The 23,474-nt window shown below is 67.4% G+C and carries 20 protein-coding genes; 11 read left to right on the top strand and 9 right to left on the bottom strand.

Going from position 1 to position 23,474, the window contains the following annotated elements; genetic code table 11:
• Positions 1 to 290 precede the first annotated feature (290 nt).
• Positions 291 to 908, bottom strand: coding sequence for a GNAT family N-acetyltransferase (locus ACIBG8_RS45420; RefSeq protein WP_397349495.1), 618 nt, complete (start codon positions 906 to 908; stop codon positions 291 to 293).
• A 229-nt stretch (positions 909 to 1,137) separates the two neighbouring features.
• Between ACIBG8_RS45420 and ACIBG8_RS45415 the strand changes: the two genes are divergently transcribed.
• From ACIBG8_RS45415 to ACIBG8_RS45405, 3 genes are all read left to right on the top strand, one after another.
• A complete protein-coding gene (locus ACIBG8_RS45415) occupies positions 1,138 to 2,370 on the top strand; it encodes a PLP-dependent aminotransferase family protein (protein ID WP_397349749.1) in 1,233 nt (410 codons plus the stop codon).
• Positions 2,371 to 2,812: 442 nt separating this feature from the next.
• Entirely contained in the window at positions 2,813 to 3,766 is a 954-nt protein-coding gene (locus ACIBG8_RS45410) for a D-alanine--D-alanine ligase (protein ID WP_397349494.1), read from the top strand.
• Positions 3,767 to 4,246: 480 nt separating this feature from the next.
• Entirely contained in the window at positions 4,247 to 5,293 is a 1,047-nt protein-coding gene (locus ACIBG8_RS45405; protein ID WP_397349493.1) for a threonine aldolase family protein, read from the top strand.
• Between the two features lie 578 nt (positions 5,294 to 5,871).
• Here the strand turns inward: ACIBG8_RS45405 and ACIBG8_RS45400 are convergent.
• The 8 genes from ACIBG8_RS45400 to rpmH form a co-directional block, all read right to left on the bottom strand.
• Positions 5,872 to 6,828 carry a ParB/RepB/Spo0J family partition protein gene (locus ACIBG8_RS45400; protein ID WP_397349492.1) on the bottom strand — a complete coding sequence of 319 codons (957 nt, stop codon included), beginning with the start codon at positions 6,826 to 6,828 and terminating at the stop codon, positions 5,872 to 5,874.
• A gap of 621 nt (positions 6,829 to 7,449) precedes the next feature.
• The gene (locus ACIBG8_RS45395; protein ID WP_397349491.1) at positions 7,450 to 8,379 is read right to left on the bottom strand and encodes a ParA family protein; all 930 of its coding nucleotides are present in this window, start codon (positions 8,377 to 8,379) and stop codon (positions 7,450 to 7,452) included.
• Positions 8,380 to 8,516: 137 nt separating this feature from the next.
• A complete protein-coding gene (gene rsmG, locus ACIBG8_RS45390; protein ID WP_397349490.1) occupies positions 8,517 to 9,188 on the bottom strand; it encodes a 16S rRNA (guanine(527)-N(7))-methyltransferase RsmG in 672 nt (223 codons plus the stop codon).
• A 193-nt stretch (positions 9,189 to 9,381) separates the two neighbouring features.
• The gene (locus tag ACIBG8_RS45385) at positions 9,382 to 9,879 is read right to left on the bottom strand and encodes a protein jag (RefSeq protein ID WP_397349748.1); all 498 of its coding nucleotides are present in this window, start codon (positions 9,877 to 9,879) and stop codon (positions 9,382 to 9,384) included.
• Between the two features lie 53 nt (positions 9,880 to 9,932).
• Entirely contained in the window at positions 9,933 to 10,868 is a 936-nt protein-coding gene (gene yidC / locus ACIBG8_RS45380) for a membrane protein insertase YidC (protein ID WP_397349489.1), read from the bottom strand.
• 4 nt (positions 10,869 to 10,872) lie between these two features.
• The gene (gene yidD, locus ACIBG8_RS45375; RefSeq protein WP_397349488.1) at positions 10,873 to 11,139 is read right to left on the bottom strand and encodes a membrane protein insertion efficiency factor YidD; all 267 of its coding nucleotides are present in this window, start codon (positions 11,137 to 11,139) and stop codon (positions 10,873 to 10,875) included.
• Positions 11,139 to 11,474 carry a ribonuclease P protein component gene (rnpA, locus tag ACIBG8_RS45370; RefSeq protein WP_397349487.1) on the bottom strand — a complete coding sequence of 112 codons (336 nt, stop codon included), beginning with the start codon at positions 11,472 to 11,474 and terminating at the stop codon, positions 11,139 to 11,141. Before rnpA ends, yidD begins: the two co-directional genes overlap by 1 nt.
• A gap of 82 nt (positions 11,475 to 11,556) precedes the next feature.
• Positions 11,557 to 11,694 carry a 50S ribosomal protein L34 gene (rpmH, locus tag ACIBG8_RS45365; protein ID WP_397349486.1) on the bottom strand — a complete coding sequence of 46 codons (138 nt, stop codon included), beginning with the start codon at positions 11,692 to 11,694 and terminating at the stop codon, positions 11,557 to 11,559.
• Between the two features lie 449 nt (positions 11,695 to 12,143).
• Between rpmH and dnaA the strand changes: the two genes are divergently transcribed.
• The 8 genes from dnaA to ACIBG8_RS45325 all read left to right on the top strand — a co-directional run bounded on the left by dnaA (position 12,144) and on the right by ACIBG8_RS45325 (position 23,469).
• Positions 12,144 to 13,727: a chromosomal replication initiator protein DnaA gene (dnaA, locus tag ACIBG8_RS45360; RefSeq protein ID WP_397349485.1), complete on the top strand. Its 1,584-nt coding sequence runs from the start codon at positions 12,144 to 12,146 to the stop codon at positions 13,725 to 13,727.
• 535 nt (positions 13,728 to 14,262) lie between these two features.
• Positions 14,263 to 15,402, top strand: a complete 1,140-nt coding sequence (gene dnaN / locus ACIBG8_RS45355) for a DNA polymerase III subunit beta (RefSeq protein WP_397349484.1) — start codon at positions 14,263 to 14,265, stop codon at positions 15,400 to 15,402.
• A gap of 33 nt (positions 15,403 to 15,435) precedes the next feature.
• Positions 15,436 to 16,317: a phosphogluconate dehydrogenase (NAD(+)-dependent, decarboxylating) gene (gnd, locus tag ACIBG8_RS45350; RefSeq protein ID WP_397349482.1), complete on the top strand. Its 882-nt coding sequence runs from the start codon at positions 15,436 to 15,438 to the stop codon at positions 16,315 to 16,317.
• Between the two features lie 64 nt (positions 16,318 to 16,381).
• Positions 16,382 to 17,584 (top strand): DNA replication/repair protein RecF, encoded by a 1,203-nt coding sequence (gene recF, locus ACIBG8_RS45345; RefSeq protein ID WP_397349481.1) that lies wholly within the window; start codon positions 16,382 to 16,384, stop codon positions 17,582 to 17,584.
• Positions 17,574 to 18,068 carry a DUF721 domain-containing protein gene (locus ACIBG8_RS45340; protein ID WP_397349479.1) on the top strand — a complete coding sequence of 165 codons (495 nt, stop codon included), beginning with the start codon at positions 17,574 to 17,576 and terminating at the stop codon, positions 18,066 to 18,068. Before recF ends, ACIBG8_RS45340 begins: the two co-directional genes overlap by 11 nt.
• Positions 18,069 to 18,387: 319 nt before the next feature.
• Positions 18,388 to 20,310, top strand: a complete 1,923-nt coding sequence (gene gyrB / locus ACIBG8_RS45335) for a DNA topoisomerase (ATP-hydrolyzing) subunit B (protein ID WP_397349747.1) — start codon at positions 18,388 to 18,390, stop codon at positions 20,308 to 20,310.
• 18 nt (positions 20,311 to 20,328) lie between these two features.
• A complete protein-coding gene (gene gyrA, locus ACIBG8_RS45330; RefSeq protein ID WP_397349478.1) occupies positions 20,329 to 22,833 on the top strand; it encodes a DNA gyrase subunit A in 2,505 nt (834 codons plus the stop codon).
• 3 nt (positions 22,834 to 22,836) lie between these two features.
• Entirely contained in the window at positions 22,837 to 23,469 is a 633-nt protein-coding gene (locus ACIBG8_RS45325) for a DUF3566 domain-containing protein (protein WP_397349477.1), read from the top strand.
• Positions 23,470 to 23,474 lie beyond the last annotated feature (5 nt).

Here is a 23,474-nt window from a genome sequence, read left to right as displayed (position 1 = left end):
CGGGCGGGTGTGTTCTTGGGCGGGCGTCCCTTCTCAGGGAGCGGCCTATTGGCGCACCCCCTAGTGGCGCAGCCCAGCGCGGCCATTTCGGGCGCAGCACCCGAGCGGCCCTGCCGCACGCCCCATGCGGTCCTTTGGGTTTATGGGTTTACGTGCTCGGCGGTGGGCGGGCGGGCGTTGCGGCGGGTCAGGGGCACGCTCGTCGACCGTGTCCCTGGACAGACGCCAGCCGTCTACGGCGACTGGGTGTCTGCCGGCTCCGCCGTACCCCTAAAAGCCCTTGAAGTGCCTCACACCGGGCGTAGGGCGCGCTCTGGGGACATGGAGCCGAGAAGGCGCTCCAGGGCGACCTCGACGTCCTCACGCCACGACACGGCCGTCTTCAGCTCCAGGCGCAACCGCGGAAAGCGCAAATGCGGCCGGACGGTCTTGAACCCCACCGACAGCAGGTACTCCGCCGGCACCACGCAGCTCGGTTCCTCCCACTTCAGGTCCCCGAAGGCCTCGATCGCCTTGACGCCCCGCCGCGTGAGGTCCTTGGCCACCCCCTGGATCAGGATGCGCCCCAGCCCGCCCCCCGAGAACTCCGGGATGATGTGCGCCGTCATCAGCAGCACCGCGTCCGCGCTCACCGGCGACGTCGGGAAGGCCACCGACCGCGGGCTGTAGAGCGGCGGCGCATACAGGACGAATCCCGCGGGAACCCCGTCCACGAACAGGATCTTGCCGCAGCTGCCCCACTCCAGGAGCGTGGACGAGATCCAGGCTTCCTTCTCCAGCGCCGGATCCCCCGCCTGGACCGCGCGTTCGCCGCCGACCGGGTCGAGCTCCCAGAAAACGCACTGCCTGCACCGGCGCGGCAGATCACCGAGATTGTCCAGCGTGATGTTCGCCAGCCTACGCGACAACTACGGCCCCTTTTCGTTGACCGGAAAAGCGCGCGAATACCGCGTCTTCAGCTGGCATCGTAGCCCAGGATCGGTTGGGCCATAGGGTTCACGTACTCTGGTCTCTCGGCTCTTTATGACACCTAGGAGGTGGACCGTGACGGAAGAGACGGATCACGGTCGGACGCCCGCGACTCACGGGTCGCGCATCGACGCCTATGTCGACCGGTATGCGGCACGAGCTACCGGGATGGTCGCCTCCGAGATTCGAGCTCTTTTCGCCGTCGCATCGAGGCCCGAGGTAGTCTCGCTCGCCGGCGGCATGCCGTACGTCACGGCCCTTCCCCTCGACATGGTCGGCGAGCTCGTCTCCGACCTGGTCACCAGGCGTGGTCCCGTCGCGTTGCAGTACGGCTCCGGCCAGGGCGACCCGCACCTGCGCGAGCAGATCTGCGAGGTCATGTCCCTGGAGGGCATCGACGCGGGAGCGGACGACGTGGTCGTCACGGTCGGCTCGCAGCAGGCGCTCGACCTCATCACGCGCATCTTCATCGACCCGGGCGACGTGGTGCTCGCCGAGGGTCCCTCGTACGTCGGGGCCCTGGGGACGTTCGCCGCTTATCAGGCGAAAGTAGTCCATATCGCTATGGACGATCAGGGCATGATTCCCGAGTCGCTCGCTCAGACCATCTACGCGCTGCAGACGGCGGGGCAGCGGATCAAGTTCCTGTACACGATCCCGACGTTCCACAACCCCGGCGGCGTGACCATGAACGTCGCCAGGCGGCAGCAGGTGCTCGACATCTGCCAGCGCGCCGGCGTGCTCATCGTCGAGGACAACCCGTACGGCCTGCTCGGCTTCGACGGCGAGCCCATGCGCGCCTTGCGTGCGGACAACCCCGACGGGGTGGTCTATCTCGGGTCGTTCTCCAAGACGCTCGCCCCCGGGTTCCGCGTCGGCTGGGCGCTCGCGCCGCACGCCATCCGCGACAAGCTCGTGCTGGCCATGGAGTCTGCCGTGCTGTCGCACTCGTCGTTCACGCAGTTGGCTGTGGGGCAATATCTCACGACGCAGCCGTGGCGCGAGCAGATCAAGACGTTCAGGGAGCTTTACAGGGAACGGCGTGACGCGCTGCTCGACGCGCTCGGCGCTCTCATGCCCGCTGGTGTCACGTGGACGAAGCCCGGTGGCGGGTTCTTCGTGTGGGCGACGCTGCCCGAGGGGCTCGACTCCAAGGCGCTGCTGCCCCGGGCGGTGGCGGAGCGAGTGGCGTTCGTGCCGGGCACGGGGTTCTTCTCCGACGGGAGCGGAGCGCGGCACATGCGGCTCTCGTACTGCTACCCGGAGCCTGACCGCATCCGCGAGGGCGTGCGACGGCTGGCGGGGGTGATCGAGTCGGAGCTGCAGCTGCGCGACACGTTCGGCACCGGCTCCCTCCCCATCCACCCGGGCGTCGACACTCCAGGGCCGGACCTGGCCTGAGCCTTTCTGCGTGTACGGCTGGCGCACAGCGGCGCACAGCGGTGTACGGCTGGCGCACAGCGCTCTGCGCGCCAGCCGTAGACGTCCATGCACGTGTCTTGAAGCTCCCCTAGCAAAAACCTCCCGCCCCTCACAGGACGGGCCGAAGAGTTCTGGGCGCTCTCGCCATCTTCCAGCGCCCCTTTTCAGTCGGCGCTTCCCTCTAGCCGCTCCCCCCGGGCGGCCGTAACGGTGGCCAGGCACGCCCGCTCGTCGACCGTGTCCCTGGACAGACCCCAGCCCCGGTCGGCGACTGGGGGTGCCATGGCTCCGCCGTACCCCAAAGAAAGCTCTTCCTGAAAGATTGGAGCGCCCCTCCTGAGGGCTTGTGGGGGCTCTCACCGGTACGGTGGAACATCGTGCGCCCGGGTCCGGTGCGCCTGCCATCAGGGGAGGAGTTCAAATGAGCGATCTTGGCCACGTGCTCGTGCTTGCCGGCGGCCTCTCCTACGAGCGGGAGGTATCCCTCCGCTCCGGGCGCCGGGTGAGCGAGGTGCTGCGCGCGGCCGGGGTCGACGTGGAGACGCGCGACACCGACGCCTCCCTCGTCCCCTCGATCCTCGCCGACCCGCCGGACGCCGTCTTCGTCACCCTGCACGGCGGCGCGGGCGAGGACGGCGCGATCCGTTCGATCCTGGAGTTGCTGAACGTCCCGTACGTCGGCGCTGATCCTGACGCGTGCCGGGTCGCCTACGACAAGCCGACAGCGAAGGCGGTCGTGCGGTCGTTCGGCCTGCGCACCCCCGAGTCGGTGACGCTGCCCAAGGAGACCTTCCACGACCTGGGCGCCTCGGTGGTGCTCACCAGGATCGTCGAGCACCTGGGCCTCCCGCTGTTCGTCAAGCCCGCCCGTGGTGGGTCCGCCCTGGGCGCCTCGATCGTCCGCACCGCTGAGGACCTGCCTGCCGCGATGGTCGGCTGCTTCGCCTACGGCGACACGGCTTTGGTCGAGCGCTGCATCGAAGGCGTAGAAGTAGCAGTCTCCGTAGTGGACCTGGGCGAGGGCCCAGTAGCCCTCCCCGCTGTGGAGATCGTCCCCGACGAAGGCGTGTACGACTACGCCGCCCGCTACACGGCGGGCCACACCGAGTTCTTCGCCCCAGCCCGGCTCTCGGAGACCGCCGCAGCCGCGTGCGCCGAGATGGCGGTGACGGCCCACTCCGCCCTGGGGTTGCGCGACATCTCCCGCACCGACCTCATCGTCGACGCAGAGGGCCTCCCCCACTTCCTGGAAGTCAACGTAGCCCCGGGAATGACCGAGACCTCCCTCCTCCCCATGTCCGTGGAGGCGGCCGGGCAGGACCTGGGCACCTTGTGCCGCACCCTCCTCCAATCCGCCTCCCACCGCCGCCCCTAACCCCCTTTCCCAGGCCCACCCCGTTTCTGGCCGGGCCCACCCCGGGCCGGGCCTACCCCGTGTCTGGCCCACCCCCGTTTCGGGCCGGGCTCACCCCCGTTCCAGACCAACCCCGTCCGGGCCTACCCCGTACCGGGCCACTCCTTCGGCCCACACCCTTCGGGCCCATCCCGGTCGGGCCTACCTCCTTCGGGCTCAGCCCCTTTGGGCTCGACCTCCGAGGCCAACCCCTCGGAGCCCGCACCCCAACCCCCGTAACCCCAACCCTTCGGAGCCCGCACCCCAACCGCTAACCCCAACCCCATCCCCCGCCATCTCCCAACCCCCACTCCGATCTCTCCGGATCCGCCTCCCCCGCGCGATGGCACGAGCCCCCACTAGGGATCTGTCACGCAGGGGGGCAATTGCCGACAGCCCTGTGCCCTCCTGCGGTCGGTCCCCCGCGAGGCGATCAGCGGCGGGAAACGTAGCCTGAACCATGTGCTGATCGACCAGACCTCGCCCAAAAGCTTCGCCAGCGACAACCACGCAGGCGTCCACCCCGATGTCCTCGAAGCCATCACCCACGCCAACCACGGCGACGCCCCCGCCTACGGCGGCGACGACTGGACCGCCACCTTCGAGCGCCACATCGAAGCCACCTTCGGCCCCCAAGCAAACGGCTTCGCCGTACTCAACGGCGCCGGAGCCAACATGGTCGGCCTAGCCCTGACCCTCGGCTGCTACGACGCCATCATCTGCGCCGACAGCGCCCACATCGCCACCCACGAAGCCGGAGCCGCCGAACGCCTTCTAGGCGTCAAGCTCATGACCGCCCCCACAACGAACGGCAAGCTGACCCCGACCGACATCACCACCCGTCTGGGCGGCCTGGGCAACCCACACGAGTCACAACCCACCGTCGTCTCCGTCTCCCAGGTGACCGAACTCGGCACCTGCTACACGCCGGAAGAGCTGTCCGCCCTCGCAACGGCGGCCCACGACGCAGGCCTCCTCCTCCATGTCGACGGCGCCCGCCTCGCGAACGCCGCCGCCCACCTCCACTGCGACCTCCGCACCATCACCACGGACGCCGGGGTGGACGTGTTCAGCTTCGGCGGCACCAAGAACGGCGCGCTGGCCGCCGAAGCGGTAGTGGTCCTGAACCCTGCACTCAGTACGGCGGTGCCGTTCCTACGGCGGCAGTCGCTCCAGCTGGCGTCAAAGATGCGCTTCATCGCCACGCAGCTTTCCGCGTTGCTCGACAACGACCTGTGGCGACGAAACGCCGACCACGCCAACAAGATGGCCCAACGCCTCGCAGCGGGAGTCGCCGACCTACCAGCAATCACCATCCAGCACCCAGTCGAATCGAACGCCGTCTTCGCCTCCCTCCCCCACGACGCAGTGAGACGACTCCAGGAGCGCTACACATTCCATTTCTGGGACGAGCCAAGCGGCGTGGTCCGCTGGATGACCGCCTTCGACACAACCCCCGACCACGTAGACGAGTTCCTCGCCGACATCCACAAGACCTTGTCCGAGTAGCCAACGCGCCCAGGAGGCCTATCACTCCCGGCACCGACCGCCGTTTCGCTGTTTCACGTGAAACAGCGAAACCTCGACGCAGAGGGCGGCCGCGTCGCGGGTGACCACCCACTCGACCGACGGCACAGCGTGGTGAGGGGCAATGGGTGCGCTTGCGGCTCAACGTTGTTTCACGTGAAACAGAACGCTCGCGCGGACCGCCTCCAGCCCCAGGCGACGCAGCGCGGCACATGGGGAACTCGACAGACCCGCCACGCGGCCCTGCGCCTCCGTGGGATAGCACCGTGTTTCACGTGAAACACGCACACTGACGCAGCACCGCGCGCTCGGAGCCGCCTGCCCGGAGATGACCGCCCAGAGATGGGTGCCCCCGGGGACGCCCCCAAGGGGGTGAGTGTCCCCGGGGAGTGGATGCCTTCGGGAGGCGGGCGCCTCCGGAAGGTGGTGTCCCCCGCCCGTGGTGCCCCCGCCGTGGTGTCCCCGAGGGTGGGCGTGGGGGCGCTTGGGTCGGCGTTGGGGGGTGGAGGGCGGGGGGTTGGGGCGGGTGTGGGACTTGGGGGTTGGCGTGCTTGGGATCGCTACGCTTCGCCGTCGCGGATGGCGCGGGCGGCTTCGGGGGCCATGGTGCCGATGATGCGCTCCAAGTCGTCGATCGTGGCGAACTCCACCACGATCCTCCCCTTCCGTCGCCCCAAGTCGACCTTCACCTTCGTCTCGAAGTGGTCCGAGAGGCGGTCGGCCAGGTGGACCAAACCCGGTGCTGTCGGCTTGTTGGCCGGGCGTTCGCGTGGCGCCTTCCTCGCCGCACGCGAGCTGCCCATCGCCACGATCTCTTCTACGGCCCGCACGGACAGGAGCTCAGCCACGATGCGCTTGGCGAGCTGAACCTGCTCCTCCGCGCTCTCCAGCCCCAGCAACGCCCGTGCATGGCCCGCGCTGATGGTCCCAGCGGCCACCCGGAGCTGAACTTCGGGCGGGAGGTTCAGGAGACGCAGGGTGTTGGTGATGTGCGAGCGGGACCGGCCGACCTTCTGGGCGAGCTGTTCGTGGGTGGCGCTGAAGTCGTCCAGGAGCTGCTGGTAGGCCGCCGCCTCTTCGAGCGCGTTGAGCTGCTCGCGCTGGAGGTTCTCGATGAGGGCGTCGCGCAGGAGGTCGTCGTCCTGGGTGTTCCTGACGATCGCGGGAACCTGGTCGAGGCCGACCAGCTGGCAGGCGCGCCACCGCCGCTCCCCCATGATGAGCTCGTACTGCCCCCCGCCCACGGAACGCACCACGATCGGCTGCAGGAGGCCGACCTCCTTGATGGAGGCGGCGAGCTCGCCCAGGCGGTCGTCGTCGAAGACGTCACGCGGCTGGCGCGGGTTGGGGACGATCGCGGTGACGGCGATCTCCTTGAAGTACGCACCGGCGATGGGCCGTGGTCCGTTGTCTGCGGAGTCGCCTGCGGGGGGTATCGCGCCCGTGCCGTCGACAATCGGACCGGTCGGGATGAGCGCCCCGAGTCCCTTGCCCAGTCCCCGCCGCTGCTGACTCACTGCGTCTCCTCACCCTCCCCGGCCAATTCCGGTTCACTCCAGGAGAGGTTACCGTCGCGGGCGCAACGGAGTGCCCGCTCGCCACACGTGGTTCCGCCTGATTTACACATACCGCCCCTCAAACCACCCCACCCGCCCTCCCCACCCACGCGCGGGAGGTCCCAAGGCCCCCAGCTTCCGGGGAAGCCCGCACGACCCACTTCCCCAACGGCGTTGGCGGTTGGGGGGGTCAGGGAACGGCGATGAGGGACGGCGCCGCCCAACGTGGTGTCGCTCTACGTGGTGTCGCTCTAGGGGGTGACAGCTTCATGGCGGCGTGCGATGGGCGATGCGGCGGGATATGCCCAACGGATGGTGGGGTGAGCCCCTACCGGGGGCCTACGGCGGGTAGTGCGGCGGGGCTCGTGTGGCCCGGAGGTGAGGGCTGGTGAAGGCCGGAGCGGGGCCGCAGGACGGGGCGTGCGGCGGGATGGGGTTGCCGTCGGGTGAGCTCGGCGCGGGTTGGGGGGTGCGCTGGGCGAAAGGGTCTCCGGGCGGGAGCTCCTCGCGGATGGGCCTCCCGGCAGGAGCCGCCGAAAGGAGGGTCTCCGGGCTGGGTCTCTGGGTGGAAGGGAGAGGGCGCTACAGGGAGGCGGCGCGGTAGGCGATTTCTCGGGCGGCGTCCATGTAAGCCATCGCCCCGCTGGAGCCCGGGTCGTACGTCATCACGGACTGCCCGTAGCTGGGCGCCTCGGAAAGGCGGACGCTGCGCGGGATCACCGTGTTCAGTACCGTCTCCCCGAAATGCGCGCGCACCTCGTCAGCCACCTGCGAAGCCAACCGCGTCCGCCCGTCGTACATCGTCAGCACGATGGTCGACAGGTTGAGCGTCGGATTCAGATGAGCCTTGATGAGGTCCACGTTCCGCAGCAACTGCCCCAACCCCTCCAGCGCGTAATACTCACACTGGATCGGGATCATGACCTCGTCCGCCGCCACGAGCGCGTTCACCGTCAGCAACCCCAGCGAAGGCGGGCAGTCGATGATGATGTAGTCGAACTCCACAGCGTCATAAGCCGCCAACGCCCGCCGCAGCCGCGCCTCACGCGCCACCAGCGAAACCAGCTCGATCTCCGCACCCGCGAGGTCGATCGTGGCAGGAGCGCAGTAGAGCCCCGGCATATCCGGAACTTCCTTGACGATCTCCACCATCGGCAGGTCGTCAACAAGAACCTGGTACACGTCAGGAACGTCACCACGGTGCTCGGTGGCAAGGGCGGTGGACGCGTTGCCCTGGGGGTCCAGGTCGACCACGAGTACCCGCTGCCCGTTCATGGACAGCGCAGCGGCAATGTTGACCGATGTCGTGGTCTTGCCCACGCCGCCCTTCTGGTTGGCAATGGCGATCACCCGGCAGCGGCGCGGGCGCGGCCAGGCGCCCTCGGTGCCGGGAATGGTGTCCTGGGGTGCGGTCTGGGTCGCAGATGTTTCACGTGAAACCACTGAGCTGAGCGCCTCTCGTACCAGCGGCGAATCACCGGGGTTAAGGGGGGTCTGGGTCACGATGGCCATCCTTTCAACCAGTGGCGTGGTGGTGTCGGGAATTCGGTGTCGCGACACGCCCGTTTCCGGCCAACCCACTCCGGAGGGACTCTCGGAGACGGGACTATCCGGCCAGCCAAGACCACTAGATGCGCCTGGCACAACCGTCACCTCCTTCGTCGGCGCCGACCACGCTCGGAAGAGGGACCGGCTACCACCCGAACCAACGTTGCAGGCGGCTCGACCTTACCGTGCCCGACCGAGACAAGCTCGGCGGTTCGCGCCCCGCTGGCACGCAAGGCCGCGTCGGCTTCGGCAAGCTCCTCGGCAGCCCGCGATCCCTTCATGGCAATGAGCTCGCCGTCTTCGCGAAGCAGCGGCATCGCCCACGCCAGGAGCCGGTCAAGCGGCGCGACCGCGCGAGCGCTGGCGACGTCGAACTCCCGCTTGCCGGCCAGCTCCTCGGCGCGCCCGCGCAGCACCTCGACATTGTCGAGTTTGAGCGCCTCGACGCACTCCTCCAGGAAGACGGTACGGCGGAGCAGCGGTTCGAGCAGCGTGACCTCGATGTCCTGACGCACGATCGCGAGCACCAGACCAGGGAGTCCCGCGCCGGACCCGATGTCGACCAGGCGCACGTCGGCGGGCACAGCCTCGGCGACGACGGCGCAGTTGAGCAGGTGGCGGTCCCAGATGCGAGGAACCTCGCGCGGGCCGAGCAACCCGCGGACGACTCCGGGCCCGGCGAGGAGTTCCGCGAACGCCGCAGCCCGGTCCCAGGCCTCGCCGGTGAAGACCTCACGTGCGATCGGAGGTGGTACCGGCAGCTCATCGCTCACTGGGTGCTGACCTTTCTGGCATCGGAGTTACAAACACTAGCCGCCACACCGGCACAGCCCGCCTATACATGACAGTGGCCCCGGGAAACCCACCCGGGGCCATACTGTGCGTCGTGGCGGCGGGGGCCACGTCAAACCGCAGTCACCAGCGTCGGCGAGTGGCGGGTTCCGCGCGCCAGCCGTACAAGAAAAGCTATGCGGGAAGGACGACCACGTAGCGGTTCGGCTCCTCGCCCTCGGACTCGCTGCGGAGGCCCGCGGCCGCGACGGCGTCGTGCACGATCTTGCGCTCGAACGGCGTCATCGGCTGCAGCGCGCGCGGCTCGCCGTTCTGCCTGACCTTCTCCGCGACCTCGCCGCCCAGCTTGCTCAGCTCGGCCCGGCGCTTCTCGCGGTAACCGCCCACGTCGAGCATGAGGCGCGACCGCTCCCCCGTCTGCCGGTGTACGGCCAGCCGGGTCAGCTCCTGCAGCGCCTCGAGCACCTCGCCGGCCGGACCGACGAGCGCGTTGTCCTTCAGCCCGACCACGGACACGAGCGCACGGTCGCCCTCGACGTCCATGTCGATGTCGCCGTCGATGTCGGCGATGTCGAGGAGGCCTTCGACGTAGTCGGCCCCGATCTCGCCTTCGTTCTCCAGCGCCGCGAGGTCGGGAGCGGCCTTCGCCCTCTCCTGCTCAGGTGCGTCCATGGTCGTGCCCTCATCGGTCACTTCGGGCCTCTCCTTCGTGCTGTGGGACACCGTTAGGACTTCTTGCTACCCGTGCGCTTGCTGCGCGACTGGCGCTGCGGCTGCTGCCGGATGACCTTGGGCTCCGGCGGCGCGGGCGGCGCCTCTTCCTCCTCCGGAGCGCTCTTCTTGAACCTGTCGAGCAGGCCGGGCTTGGGCTTGACCGGGATCACGTTGCCCTTGGCGTCGTACTGCGGCATGGGGTGCCTGCTGTAGAACCAGTGCTGCTGGCTGAGCGTCCACAGGTTGGTGGTGACCCAGTAGAGGATCAGACCGAGCGGGAAGTTCAGGCTGAAGAAGGCGAACAGCGGCGAGATGTACATCAGGATCTTCTGCTGCGATGCCATCGGGTTGTCGGGCATCTGCTGCATGGACCGGGTGACGCTCTGCCGCACGGTGAGGAACGTGGTGAGGGAGCTGATCGCCACGAAGCACCCGATGACGACCTTGCTCATCACGTCGGGGGCGTTCCAGAAGGTGGCCGAGATCGGCGCACCGAAGATCTTCGCCTGCTGGGCGGTCGCGACGAGCTCGGGGGTCAGGCCCCACGCGGGGTTCGGGTGGCCGTTGCCGATCCTGTTCAGCACCGCGAACATCGAGATGAAGATCGGGAACTGCGCCACCACGGGGAGACAGCCGCCCAGGGGGTTGGCGCCCGCACCCTGGTACAGCGCCATGACCTCCTGGTTCATGCGCTGCTTGTCGTCCTTGTAACGCTTGCGGATCTCCTGCACCTTGGGCGCGAGTTCCTGCATCTTCCGCGACGAGCGCATCTGCTTCAGGAACAGCGGGAAGATAAGGATCCGCATCATCACCGTCAGCGTGATGATGGTCAGCGCCCAGTTCAGACCGCTGGTGGGGCTGATCCCGATGAAGGCGTACGCCTCATGGATCCTGGTGATAGCCCAGGTGACGGCTGTGTACAGCCAGTTCAGAAAGGACAGCTCCACCGAGCTATCTCCCTTGCGTTTCGTGGGACCGGACCAGGCGTGGGGGCACCGGGTCAAAACCTCCGGGATGGAATGGGTGGCAACGCCCGATGCGCCGAACAGTCAACCAAATGCCGCGCAAAGCCCCGTGTACGGCTATCGCCTCAAGCCCGTAAGCACTACAAGAAGGGTGAAAACGGCAGCGCGGACCCAGCGCGGGGCTAATGAACGCCCGATAGAACCGGATCGGGGCCATCAGCACCCGGGCGGCGAGGCCTGGCTGCTCCGTCATCAACGTCCATCCATCGAGAGCCGCCTGAGCAAACGATCCAGCGCGGCGTCGAGTTCGGCGGCGATGCGCTCGTGTCGCGCGGACGCGGCCGGTGGGTTGGCGCGTACCACCAGAAGGCTACCTCTTGGCAGCCGATCAAGGCGGTCCCGCATCAGGTGTCGGAGCCGACGTTTGACCTTGTTCCGTACGACTGCGCCGCCGACGGCACGGCTCACGACGAACCCGACGATCGGCTCTTCACCGGATTCGGCGACGTTGAGGTGCACGACCAGGGTGGGGCGACCGGCACGGTCGCCACGCTTGATCGCGGACGCGAACTCGTCTCCCCGCCTCATGCGGGATGTTTTCGATAGCACGACAGACGCCTATCGCCCGCCGGCGGACTTCACCGGCGGGCGACCAAGAGGGCGAGGACCGTCAGGCCGAGAGCCTCTCGCGGCCCTTACGGCGGCGAGCAGCGAGAACGGCGCGACCGGCCCGGGTGCGCATACGCAGCCGGAAGCCGTGGGTCTTCGCGCGGCGACGGTTGTTCGGCTGGAAAGTACGCTTGCTCACGAGTGGGCTCCAGGCTTGAAGGTGCGTCCATACGGACGCTTGACACACTTAGCTGGCCTGCCTCGGCCGTGAGGGCATGCGAAATAGCCGTCACGTGACAAGCCGACCGTCGTACGTTACGGGCCAAGCATGGCCCAGGTCAAACTGAGGGCACCAACGGCGGCGGTTATCCACGTTTCCACATGTGACTTTTCCACCGGCGTTCCCACGTCCACAGTATGTGCACCCAGGTGCCACTAGGCTGTGGACAACATCTCAGCCACAGATGTGCACATGCCCGCCCAGCACCTGAAGAATGCGCGGTCGGCCCTGTGCACAGGTTGTGGATCTCCTGTGGAAGTCCTGGGGAGACCGCATCGTACACACCCTGTGGACACAACTGAGCAGCCACCCCCTGGGTGGTACGCGTGTGTGGATAAACGAGCGAATGGAAGGAGGGGAGCCGGACCGTGAACGGTTTCGACCTGGGCGCGGTGTGGGGACGGGCCCTACGCAACTTCCTCAATGAGAGCGTGCCCATCCAGCAGCGCACGTGGCTGGAAATGGTGCGTCCCATCGCGCTGGCCGACGACACGATCGTGCTCGGCGTCCCCAACGACTTCCTCAAGGACCTCATCGAGGGGAAACTGCGCCCTCTCGTGGCGCACGCGCTCTCGCAGGAGCTCGGCAGGCCGATGCGGCTGGCCGTAATGATCGATACAAGCGCTCCTCCACAGCCCGCGCCCGACCCGCATCCCCAGCCTGTGGCTCCGAGTTATCCCCAATCCACAGAGCCGCCCCAGGGTTATGCACAACCCGCGCAACCCCAGCGCTACGCGGCCCCGGAGCCTTCTCCCTTCTATTCTGCACAGCCTGAGCAGCAGCCTTCGTCCACCGAATATCCACAGCGTCCGTTCACTTATGAACAGGAGAAGGCGCCGGAGCCCGCGCCCCAGGCCGCCCCTCCCCCGCCGCCGCAGAATCGCTGGGACACCAAGGGTGGAAAGCCGAGCGAGCCCGCCCGTTTGAACCAGAAATACACCTTTGAGACCTTTGTCATCGGCTCCAGCAACCGCTTCGCGCACGCAGCGGCGGTCGCGGTGGCCGAGGCGCCGGCCAAGGCGTACAACCCGCTGTTCATCTACGGCGACTCGGGCCTGGGAAAAACCCACCTGCTGCACGCGATCGGCCACTATGCACAGTCGCTGTACGACGGCGCGCGGGTGCGTTATGTGAGCTCGGAGGAGTTCACGAACGACTTCATCAACAGCATCCGCGACCACAAGGCCGACAGCTTCCGCGGCCGCTACCGCGCGATCGACATCCTGCTCGTGGACGACATCCAGTTCTTGGAGGGCAAGGAGCAGACGCAGGAGGAGTTCTTCCACACCTTCAACACGCTGCACAACGCCAACAAGCAGATCGTCATCTCCAGCGACCGCGCGCCCAAGCAGCTCATCACCCTGGAAGACCGGCTGCGCAACCGCTTCGAGTGGGGCCTGATCACCGACGTCCAGCCGCCCGAGCTGGAGACGCGCATCGCGATCCTCAGGAAGAAGGCCATCCAGGAAGGCCTGGCCGCGCCGCCCGAGGTGCTCGAATACATAGCGAGCAGGATCTCCACGAACATCCGCGAGCTCGAGGGCGCGCTGATCAGGGTCACCGCGTTCGCCAGCCTCAACAGGCAGGGTGTGGATCTGCAGCTGGCCGAGGTCGTGCTCAAGGACCTCATCACCAGCGAGTCAGGCCCCGAGATCACGATCGCCACGATCATGGCGAAGACCGCCGAGTACTTCGGCATCAGCATCGACGACCTCTGTGGAAGCAGCAGGAGCCGGGCGCTCGTGAACGCCAGGCAGATCGCGATGTACCTCGCCCGCGAGCTGACGGACCTGAGCCTGCCGAAGATCGGCCAGCAGTTCGGCGGACGCGATCACACCACCGTGATGCACGCGGAACGCAAGATCCGCTCGCTCATCGCGGAGCGCCGGTCGATGTACAACCAGGTCAACGAGCTAACGATGCGCATCAAGCAGACCTCTCGCGGGTCCTGACCGTCATGCACACCCTGTGGAAAACTCTGTGGATCAGTGTACTCAGCGGTGCGAACGCTGTCCCCGGCCCGAGTACACCGAAAAAATCGCGCACAGGGCCTGGGGATAACAGTGGGGATAGGTTGGGGAGAACCTGTGGGCCACTCGTGGATGACTTGGGGACGGCCTGTGCACGACGATTTCAGGGGCTCCGAAAAGCCCCTCTACCCCGTGGACAACCGGTGGAAACCCGGTGGATGACCGGTGGATGAACACCCCAAGATCTGGGGATGGCCTGTGGGGAACGATTCGTCATCCCCAGGCGAACAGGTTTCCCCCAGGCGGCGCCCACACGCCCCGTGGACAAAAATCCGCGGTCTGACCTGCGGAAATGAGCTCTGTCCACAGTATCCACCGCCCCTAGTGTGATGACCACCTATATCTCTTACTCAGAAACTCAAAGACCCATAGTTGGTTCTGCACGATCCAAGGTGCGGGAGAGTGTTCACTTGTCCACAACGACGTCAGCAACGACGACCCAGGAGGCTGAATCACCGTGATGTTCCGAATCGAGCGAGACGTACTCGCTGAGGCGGTCGCATGGACGGCACGCAGTCTCCCCGCGCGCCCGTCAGTGCCCGTTCTGGCCGGAATGCGGCTTGAAGTAACCGAAGACCAGCATCTGAAGCTGTCCGGCTTCGACTACGAGGTCTCCGCAGAGGTGACCCTCGACCTCCACACCGGCGAGGCGGGCGTCGTGCTCGTCTCGGGCAAGCTGCTCGCCGAGATCACTCGCGCGCTTCCCGCACAGCCTGTGGACTTCGTGGTGGAGGGAGCCAAGGCGGTCGTCACGTGTGGCAGCGCCCGGTTCACACTGCTGACCATGCCTGTGGAGGACTACCCGTCCCTTCCCGCGATGCCGCCTGCGGCCGGCCGGGTCGGCGCGGACGTCTTCGCCGGCGCCGTCGGCCAGGTGGCCGTCGCGGCAGGCAGGGACGACACGCTGCCGATGCTCACGGGTGTGCGCATGGAGATCGAGGGCGACACGGTCACTCTCGCGGCGACCGACCGCTACCGCCTCGCCGTACGAGAACTGAAGTGGCACCCGGGGCAGCCCGACTTCGCGGCCATCGCGATGATCCCCGGCAAGACCCTCGCCGACACCGCCAAGGCGCTCGGTTCGTCGGGCGCCGAGGTCGAGATCGCGCTCAGCTCCGCCGGAGGCACCGGAGAGGGCATGATCGGGTTCACGAGCGGCGGCCGCCGTACGACGACCAGGCTGCTCGACCCCGAGTTCCCCAAGTACCGCTCGCTGCTGCCGACCGAGTTCTCCGCCAAGGCCGACTTGTCCACAGGCCCGTTCGTCGAGGCCGTCAAGCGCGTCGCCCTGGTCGCCGAGCGCAACACGCCGGTCCGCATGGCGTTCAGGGGCGGCGAGGTCGTCCTGGAGGCGGGCAGCGGCGACGAGGCCCAGGCCGTCGAGGTGCTGCCGGTGGAGTTCGACGGCGACGACATCAACATCGCCTTCAACCACCAGTTCCTGCTGGAGGGGCTCGGCGCGATCGACTCCGACGTCGCCAGGCTGCAGATGACCACGTCGACCAAGCCGGCCATCCTCACCGGTGGAAAGCCTGTGGATGACGAGGGCATTCCCGACTACCGGTACCTCATCATGCCGATCCGTTTGTCGAGCTGAAATGATGGCGGCCTGACAAGGGGGTAGACAAGCATGCAAATCGGCATGGTCGGTCTGGGCAAGATGGGCGGCAACATGGCCGAGCGGCTGCGCCGCGGCGGTCATGACGTGGTCGGGTACGACCGCGATCCTGCGGTCAGCGACGTCGCCAGTCTCAAAGAGCTCGTGGAGCGCCTTGAGACGCCTCGTGCGGTGTGGGTGATGGTTCCCGCGGGTGATCCGACCCAGCAGACCGTCAACGAGCTCGGAGAGCTTCTCAGCGCCGACGACATCGTGATCGACGGCGGCAATTCACACTATGTGGATGACCAGAAGCACGCCAAGGAGCTTGCCGAGAAGGGCGTCGGCTTCGTCGACTGCGGCGTCAGCGGCGGCGTCTGGGGCTTGGAGAACGGCTACGCCCTCATGTGCGGCGGCGACGAGGCCCTGGTCCAGCGCCTGATGCCGATCTTCGAGACGCTCAAGCCCGAGGGCGAGGACGGCTTCGTCCACGCGGGCGAGGTCGGCGCGGGCCACTTCGCGAAGATGGTCCACAACGGCATCGAGTACGGCATGATGCAGGCCTTCGCCGAGGGCTGGGAGCTGCTCGAGGCCTCTGACATCGTCAAGGACGTCAAGGGCTCGTTCAGCAGCTGGCGCACCGGTACGGTCATCCGCTCCTGGCTGCTCGACCTGATGGTCCGCGCGATGGACGACGACGAGCACCTGGAGCACCTGCGCGGTTATGCACAGGACTCCGGCGAGGGCAGGTGGACGGTCCAGGCGGCTGTGGACCACGCGGTCCCGCTGCCGGTGATCACCGCGGCGCTCTACGCGCGCTTCGCCTCCAGGCAGGACGACTCCCCCGCGATGAAGGTCGTCGCGGCGCTGCGCAACCAGTTCGGCGGCCACGCGGTGACCACCACGGAGCCATAGCGGTTTTCCACAGGGTGTGCGCCGGTGACCCCAGTGACGTGCGTGGCCCACTAACCTTCGTGGGGTGCACGTCGCCCACTTGTCGCTGACCGACTTCAGGTCCTACCCCGCCGTGGAGCTCGGCCTTGAGCCGGGCATCACGGCGTTCGTGGGGCCCAACGGCCAGGGCAAGACCAACCTGGTCGAAGCGCTGGGCTATGTGGCGACCCACTCCAGCCACCGCGTCGCCAACGACGCTCCGCTCGTACGGCAGGGCGCGGCGCGCGCGATCGTGCGCTGCGCCGTACAGCGGGATGACCGCAGGGCGCTGGTCGAGCTGGAGATCAACCCCGGCAGGGCCAACCGGGCCAGGCTCAACCGCTCCCCCGTCTCGCGTCCGCGCGACGTCATCGGGCTGCTGCGCACGGTGCTGTTCGCGCCGGAGGACCTGTCGCTGGTCAAGGGCGATCCGTCGGAGCGCCGCAGGTTCCTCGACGACCTGCTGGTGGCGCGCACGCCCCGCTACGCGGGCGTCAGGGCCGACTACGACCGGGTGCTCAAGCAGCGCAGCGCTCTGCTGCGTACGGCAGCGCAGGCGCGCAGGGGCCGCAGGCGCGAGCCGGACGGTCCAGGCGACCTGCTGGCCACGCTCGACGTGTGGGACCAGCACCTCGCCAGGCACGGCGCCGAGCTGCTCGGCGCGCGGCTCGAGCTCGTCGAGGCGCTGCGCCCGCTGGTCGCCACCGCCTACGCCTCGCTGGCGCCGACGAGCGCCCCCGCCGACCTCGCCTATCGCAGCACGTTGTCCACAGGTGGGGACACAGCGGAGGACGAAGAGGCCGGTGAACACGGATCTTCTGATACACAGACGTTATCCACAGACTTGGGGAAAACCCTTGAGGAACGGCTGCGCGAACGGCTATTGGAGGCCCGGCCGTCCGAGATCGAGCGGGGGCTCACGCTCGTCGGTCCACACCGCGACGACCTGATCCTGGGGCTCGGCGAGCTGCCCGCGCGCGGCTACGCCAGCCACGGCGAGTCGTGGTCGTTCGCGCTGGCGCTGCGGCTGGCCGCCTACGACCTGCTGCGCGCGGACGGCGGCGACCCGGTGCTCATCCTCGACGACGTCTTCGCCGAGCTGGACAGCCAGCGCAGGCGCAGGCTCGCCGAGATCGTCGCGCCGGCCGAGCAGGTCCTCATCACGGCGGCCGTCGCGGACGACGTGCCGTCCGAGCTGCTCGGCGCCCGATTCGACGTGGCTGGGGGGAGTGTCTCGCGTGTCCGATGAGAACGTCGCGGCGAAGGGCGCCGCCATGGCCAGGGAGAAGCTCGCCCAGGCCAAGGCGGACGCCGCCAAGCGCGGGCAACTCCCCCGCCGCGAGCCGCGCAAGAAGGGCGGGCCAAAAAGGGATGCGGCCGATCCCCAGCTTTTCGGCCGGGCCATCATGGACCTTCTGGCCGAGCGCGGCTGGGAGCGCTCGGCCGCCGTCGGCGGGGTGTTCGGCCGCTGGTCGGAGATCGTCGGCTCTGACCTGGCCGCACACACCAAACCGGAGTCCTTCGAGGACGGCGAGGTGCTCATCGCCGCCGACTCCACCGCCTGGGCCACCCAGGTGAGACTGCTCGCCCGCACCCTCATCCGCAGGTTGAACGAGGAGTTGGGCGAAGGCACGGTCAAGAAGGTAAAGGTCAGAGGCCCACAGAACGCCCCAAGGCCAAGCGGGGGTCTGAGGGTGACCGGAAGCAGGGGTCCCGGGGACACCTACGGCTAGAAAACCGATCAGACTGGCTCCAGGCGCGGCGACCCCCCTTCCCGTAGGGGGATGCTCAACCGAGGGGAAAACGAGCGAGAGGCGCGTTCAGGCGCGTTCAATGCCACCTTGGGCGCTCGGACCCGGTAGAATGAAAGCGGATTCCGGACACGTCCGCTTGCGTGTCACCCCCGGCCTGTGAGCCGACTCCCCTGGGTGACCATCGCATCGGGGCACTCACGACGGTGACGGGCACGGCAGGGGCTACAGGCAGGTGTCGCCTCCCCCGCCGCGTGTCCGCGGCAGGAGGATTTAGCACTTGTCCTACGACGCTAGCTCAATCACCGTACTCGAAGGGCTTGAGGCGGTCCGCAAGCGACCGGGTATGTACATCGGCTCCACTGGCGAGCGCGGTCTGCACCACCTGGTCCAGGAGATTGTGGACAACGCGGTCGACGAAGCCCTCGCCGGTTACGCCGACCACATCGACGTCACCATCCTTCCCGACAACGGCATCAGGGTGGTGGACAACGGCCGAGGCATCCCGACGGGCATCCACCCTGTGGAGAAGCGTTCCGCCGTCGAGGTCGTGCTGACCACGCTGCACGCGGGCGGCAAGTTCGACGGCGAGTCCTACGCGGTCTCCGGCGGCCTGCACGGCGTCGGCTCCGCCGTCGTCAACGCGTTGTCCACAGCCATGGACGTCGTTGTGAAGCAGAACGGCTTCGTCCACACGCTCCGCCTCGAGAACACCAAGCCGCTCGCCCCGCTCCAGCAGGGTGAGCCGACGGACGAGACCGGCACGTCGATCACGTTCTGGGCCGACGGCACGATCTTCGAGACGACCACCTACAACTTCGAGACGCTCTCCCGTCGTTTCCAGGAGATGGCCTTCCTCAACAAGGGTCTGACCATCGCCCTGACCGACGAGCGGCCCGAATACAGCAACGGCGAAGCCCGCAGGGTCGAATACTGCTACGAGGGTGGTCTGTCCGACTTCGTCCAGCACCTCAACGGCAAGAAGGAGCCGGCGCACGCGTCGATCATCTCCTTCGAGGAAGAGGGCGACGGCATCTCTGTCGAGATCGCCATGCAGTGGAACAACTCCTACTCCGAGTCGATCTACTCCTTCGCCAACGTCATCAACACCGCCGAGGGCGGCACCCACGAGGAGGGCTTCCGCGCGGCGCTGACGTCGATCGTCAACCGCTACGCGCGCGAGCAGAAGTTCCTCAAGGACGGCAAGGACGACAACCTCTCCGGCGAGGACGTCCGCGAGGGCCTGACCGCGATCATCTCGGTGAAGCTGGCCGACCCGCAGTTCGAGGGCCAGACCAAGGGCAAGCTGGGCAACACCGAGGCCAAGTCGTTCGTGCAGAAGGCCTCCAACGACCACCTGCGCGACTGGTTCGAGCGCAACCCCGGCGAGGCCAAGGACGTCATCAACAAGGCGCTGCAGGCCTCGCGCGCCCGCATGGCCGCCCGCCAGGCCCGCGACCTCACCCGGCGCAAGTCGCTGCTCGAGTCGGGCTCCGGCCTGCCGGGCAAGCTGGCCGACTGCCAGTGGAACGAGCCCGAGAAGTGCGAGCTGTTCATCGTCGAGGGTGACTCGGCCGGCGGCTCGGCCAAGGGCGGCCGCGACTCGCGCAACCAGGCGATCCTCCCGATCCGCGGCAAGATCCTCAACGTGGAGAAGGCCAGGATCGACAAGGTCCTGAAGAACAACGAGGTCCAGGCGCTGATCACCGCGCTCGGCACCGGCGTGCACGACGAGTTCGACATCGCCAAGCTGCGCTACCACAAGGTCATCCTCATGGCCGACGCCGACGTGGACGGCCAGCACATCAACACGCTGCTGCTGACGCTGCTGTTCCGCTTCATGCGCCCGCTCATCGAGGCCGGGCACGTCTACCTGTCCTGCCCGCCGCTGTACAAGATCAAGTGGGACCGCAAGGGCGACGACGCGTCGTACGCCTACTCCGACACCGAGCGCGACGCGGTCATCCAGGCCGGCATCGAGTCGGGCAAGCCGGACCCGCGCCCGCGCGACAACGTCCAGCGCTTCAAGGGTCTCGGCGAGATGAACGCCAACCAGCTCTGGGAGACCACGATGAACCCGGAGACCCGGCTGCTGCGCCTGGTCACGCTCGACGACGCGGCGCAGGCCGACGACCTGTTCAGCGTCCTCATGGGCGAGGACGTCGAGGCCAGGCGCGACTTCATCATCCGCAACGCTCGCGACGTCCGCTTCCTCGACGTCTAAGAAAAGGGATCTGCACCTGTGTCGGATGTGACCACACCTCCACCCCCGGCTGACCGCATCGAGCCCGTCGACATTCAGTCGGAGATGCAGCGCAGCTACATGGACTACGCGATGTCCGTCATCGTGTCCCGCGCGCTGCCCGACGTCCGCGACGGCCTCAAGCCGGTGCACCGCCGCGTGCTCTACGCCATGTACGACGGCGGCTACCGGCCCGACCGCGGCTACTTCAAGTGCGCCCGCGTCGTCGGTGACGTCATGGGCACCTACCACCCGCACGGCGACACCTCGATCTACGACGCTCTCGTACGGCTGGCGCAGCCGTGGTCGCTGCGCTACCCGCTCGTCGACGGGCAGGGCAACTTCGGCTCGCCGGGCAACGACCCGGCGGCCGCGATGCGCTACACCGAGTGCAAGCTGGCTCCCATCGCGATGGAGCTGCTGCGCGACATCGACAAGGACACGGTCGATTTCCGTCCCAACTACGACGGGAAGTCCTCCGAGCCCAACGTCCTGCCGGCGCGCTTCCCGCAGCTGCTGGTCAACGGCTCGGGCGGCATCGCGGTCGGCATGGCCACCAACATCCCGCCGCACAACCTGCGCGAGGTCACCGCGGCGGTCAAGTGGTTCCTGGAGAACCCGGAGGCCACCGACGAGGAACTGCTCGACGCGGCGATGAGCGTGGTCAAGGGGCCCGACTTCCCGACCAAGGCGCTGATCGTCGGACGGCGCGGCATCGAGGACGCCTACCGCACCGGCCGCGGCTCGATCACCATGCGGGCCGTCGTCGAGGTCGAGGAGGACGCCAAGGGCAGGCACGCCCTGGTCGTCACCGAGCTGCCCTACCAGGTCAACCCGGACAACCTCGCCCTGAAGATCGCGGAGCTGGTGCGCGAGGGCAAGCTCTCGGGCATCGCCGACGTGCGCGACGAGAGCTCCTCCCGCGTCGGCCAGCGCCTGGTGATCGTGCTCAAGCGCGACGCCGTCGCCAAGGTCGTGCTGAACAACCTCTACAAGCACACCCAGCTGCAGGACACCTTCGGCGCCAACATGCTGGCGCTGGTGGACGGCGTGCCGCGCACGCTGAGCCTCGACAAGTTCATCCGCCACTACGTGGCGCACCAGATCGAGGTCATCGTCCGCAGGACGCGCTACCTGCTGCGCAAGGCCGAGGAGCGCGCCCACATCCTGCGCGCGCTGCTCAAGGCGCTCGACCGGATGGACGAGGTCATCGCCCTCATCCGCCGGTCGCCCTCGGCGTCCGAGGCGCAGGGCGGCCTGATGGCCCTCCTGGACATCGACGAGATCCAGGCGCAGGCCATCCTCGACATGCAGCTGCGCAAGCTCGCCGCCCTGGAGCGCCAGGCGATCCAGGACGAGTACGACCAGCTGATGATCCACATCGCCGACTACAACGACATCCTGGCCAGCGAGACCCGCCAGCGGCAGATCATCAACGACGAGCTGACCGAGATCACCGCGAAGTTCGGTGACGAGCGTCGTACGGAAATCATCGCGTACGACGGCGACATGTCGATCGAGGACCTCATCGCCGAGGACGACATCGTCGTCACCATCACCCGCGGCGGCTACACCAAGCGCACCAAGACCGACCTCTACCGGGCGCAGAAGCGCGGCGGCAAGGGGGTGCGCGGGGCGCAGTTGCGCCAGGACGACATCATCGACCACTTCTTCGTCACCACGACCCACCACTGGCTGCTGTTCTTCACGAACAAGGGCCGCGTCTACCGGGTCAAGGCGTACGAGCTTCCGGACTCGGGTCGCGACGCGCGCGGGATGCATCTCGCGAACCTTTTGGCCATGCAGCCCGACGAAGTAGTCATGGAAGTTCTCGATCTGCGCGACTACGAGGTCGCGCCGTACCTCGTCCTGGCCACCCGCAGCGGCCTGGTGAAGAAGACCCGCCTGTCGGAGTACGACTCCCCCAGGTCCGGCGGTCTCATCGCGATCAACCTCAGGGAGGACGACGAGGTCATCGGGGCCCGTCTGGTCTCCGAGGAGGACGATCTGCTCCTCGTCTCGCGCCACGCGCAGTCGATCCGGTTCACGGCCTCGGACGAGGCGCTGCGGCCCATGGGGAGGGCCACGAGCGGCGTCATCGGGATGAGATTCCTCGATGGTGACGAACTTCTCGCTATGAATCGCCTGGCGGACGGCGAAGATGTGCTTATTGCTACAGAAGGTGGGTACGCAAAGCGGACCCCCGTCGAGCAGTATCCCGTTCAAGGTCGTGGCGGTAAGGGTGTGCTGACAGCGAAAATTGTGAGCGCACGTGGCAAGCTGGTCGGAGCCGTCATGGTCAACCCGGAGGACGAGGTCTTCGCGATCACGTCCAACGGCGGGGTGATCCGGACGAGCGCCGGGGAGATCAAGCAGTCCGGCCGACAGACCATGGGAGTTCGCTTGATGAATCTGGCGGAAGGCGACAGCGTGGTGGCCCTCGCCCGGAACGCCGAATCCATGGAGACTTCGGTGGAGGCTGAGGAAGACGGGGGAGGAGAGTAATTCATGAGCACCCAGGGTGGCTCTGCCAAAACGAAGCCCGGTGCCAACGGGTCCAACGGTTCCCGTGAAAACGGTAAGAAGTCGGCCGAGATCTTCGACGAGGTCGAAGAGGACACGTCGTCGGTGACCGCTGCGGAGGAAGAGGAGAAGGAGGGCGAGACGGTCCGTATCCGGCCCTCGCTCACTTCCGAGGCTCCCCCGCCGCCACCTCCGGTGGTCGAGCTGCCGAAGAAGAAGTCCTCTGCTTCCTCGGCGCGGCTCCCCCGCAAGGCCCACCTGGTCCTGCGGCGGATCGAGCCGTGGTCGGCGATGAAGTTCAGCTTCGTGGTCTCCCTGGTGTGCTTCGTGGTGCTCTTCGTCGCGGTGGCCGTGTTGTACGGCGTGCTGTCGGCGCTCGGCGTCTTCGACTCGGTTGTCGAGATGTTCAACCAGCTCACGCAGTCGGACGGGCAGAACACGAGCTCGATCAACATCGCTTCGTGGTTCGAGCCGGTGCGGATCCTGGGGTACACGGCGCTGATCGGCGCGGTGAACGTCGTGCTGATCACGGCGCTTTCCACGCTGGGGTCGGTCATCTACAACATCGCCTCCGACCTGGTCGGGGGGATCGAGGTGACGTTCAGCGAGGCTGAGTAGGTTTT

Origin of the sequence: Nonomuraea sp. NPDC050556, assembly GCF_044457355.1 — a bacterium.
GTDB lineage: Bacteria > Actinomycetota > Actinomycetes > Streptosporangiales > Streptosporangiaceae > Nonomuraea.
Note: the sequence above shows the minus strand (reverse complement) of the source record. Positions and strands in the feature narration are given on the sequence as shown.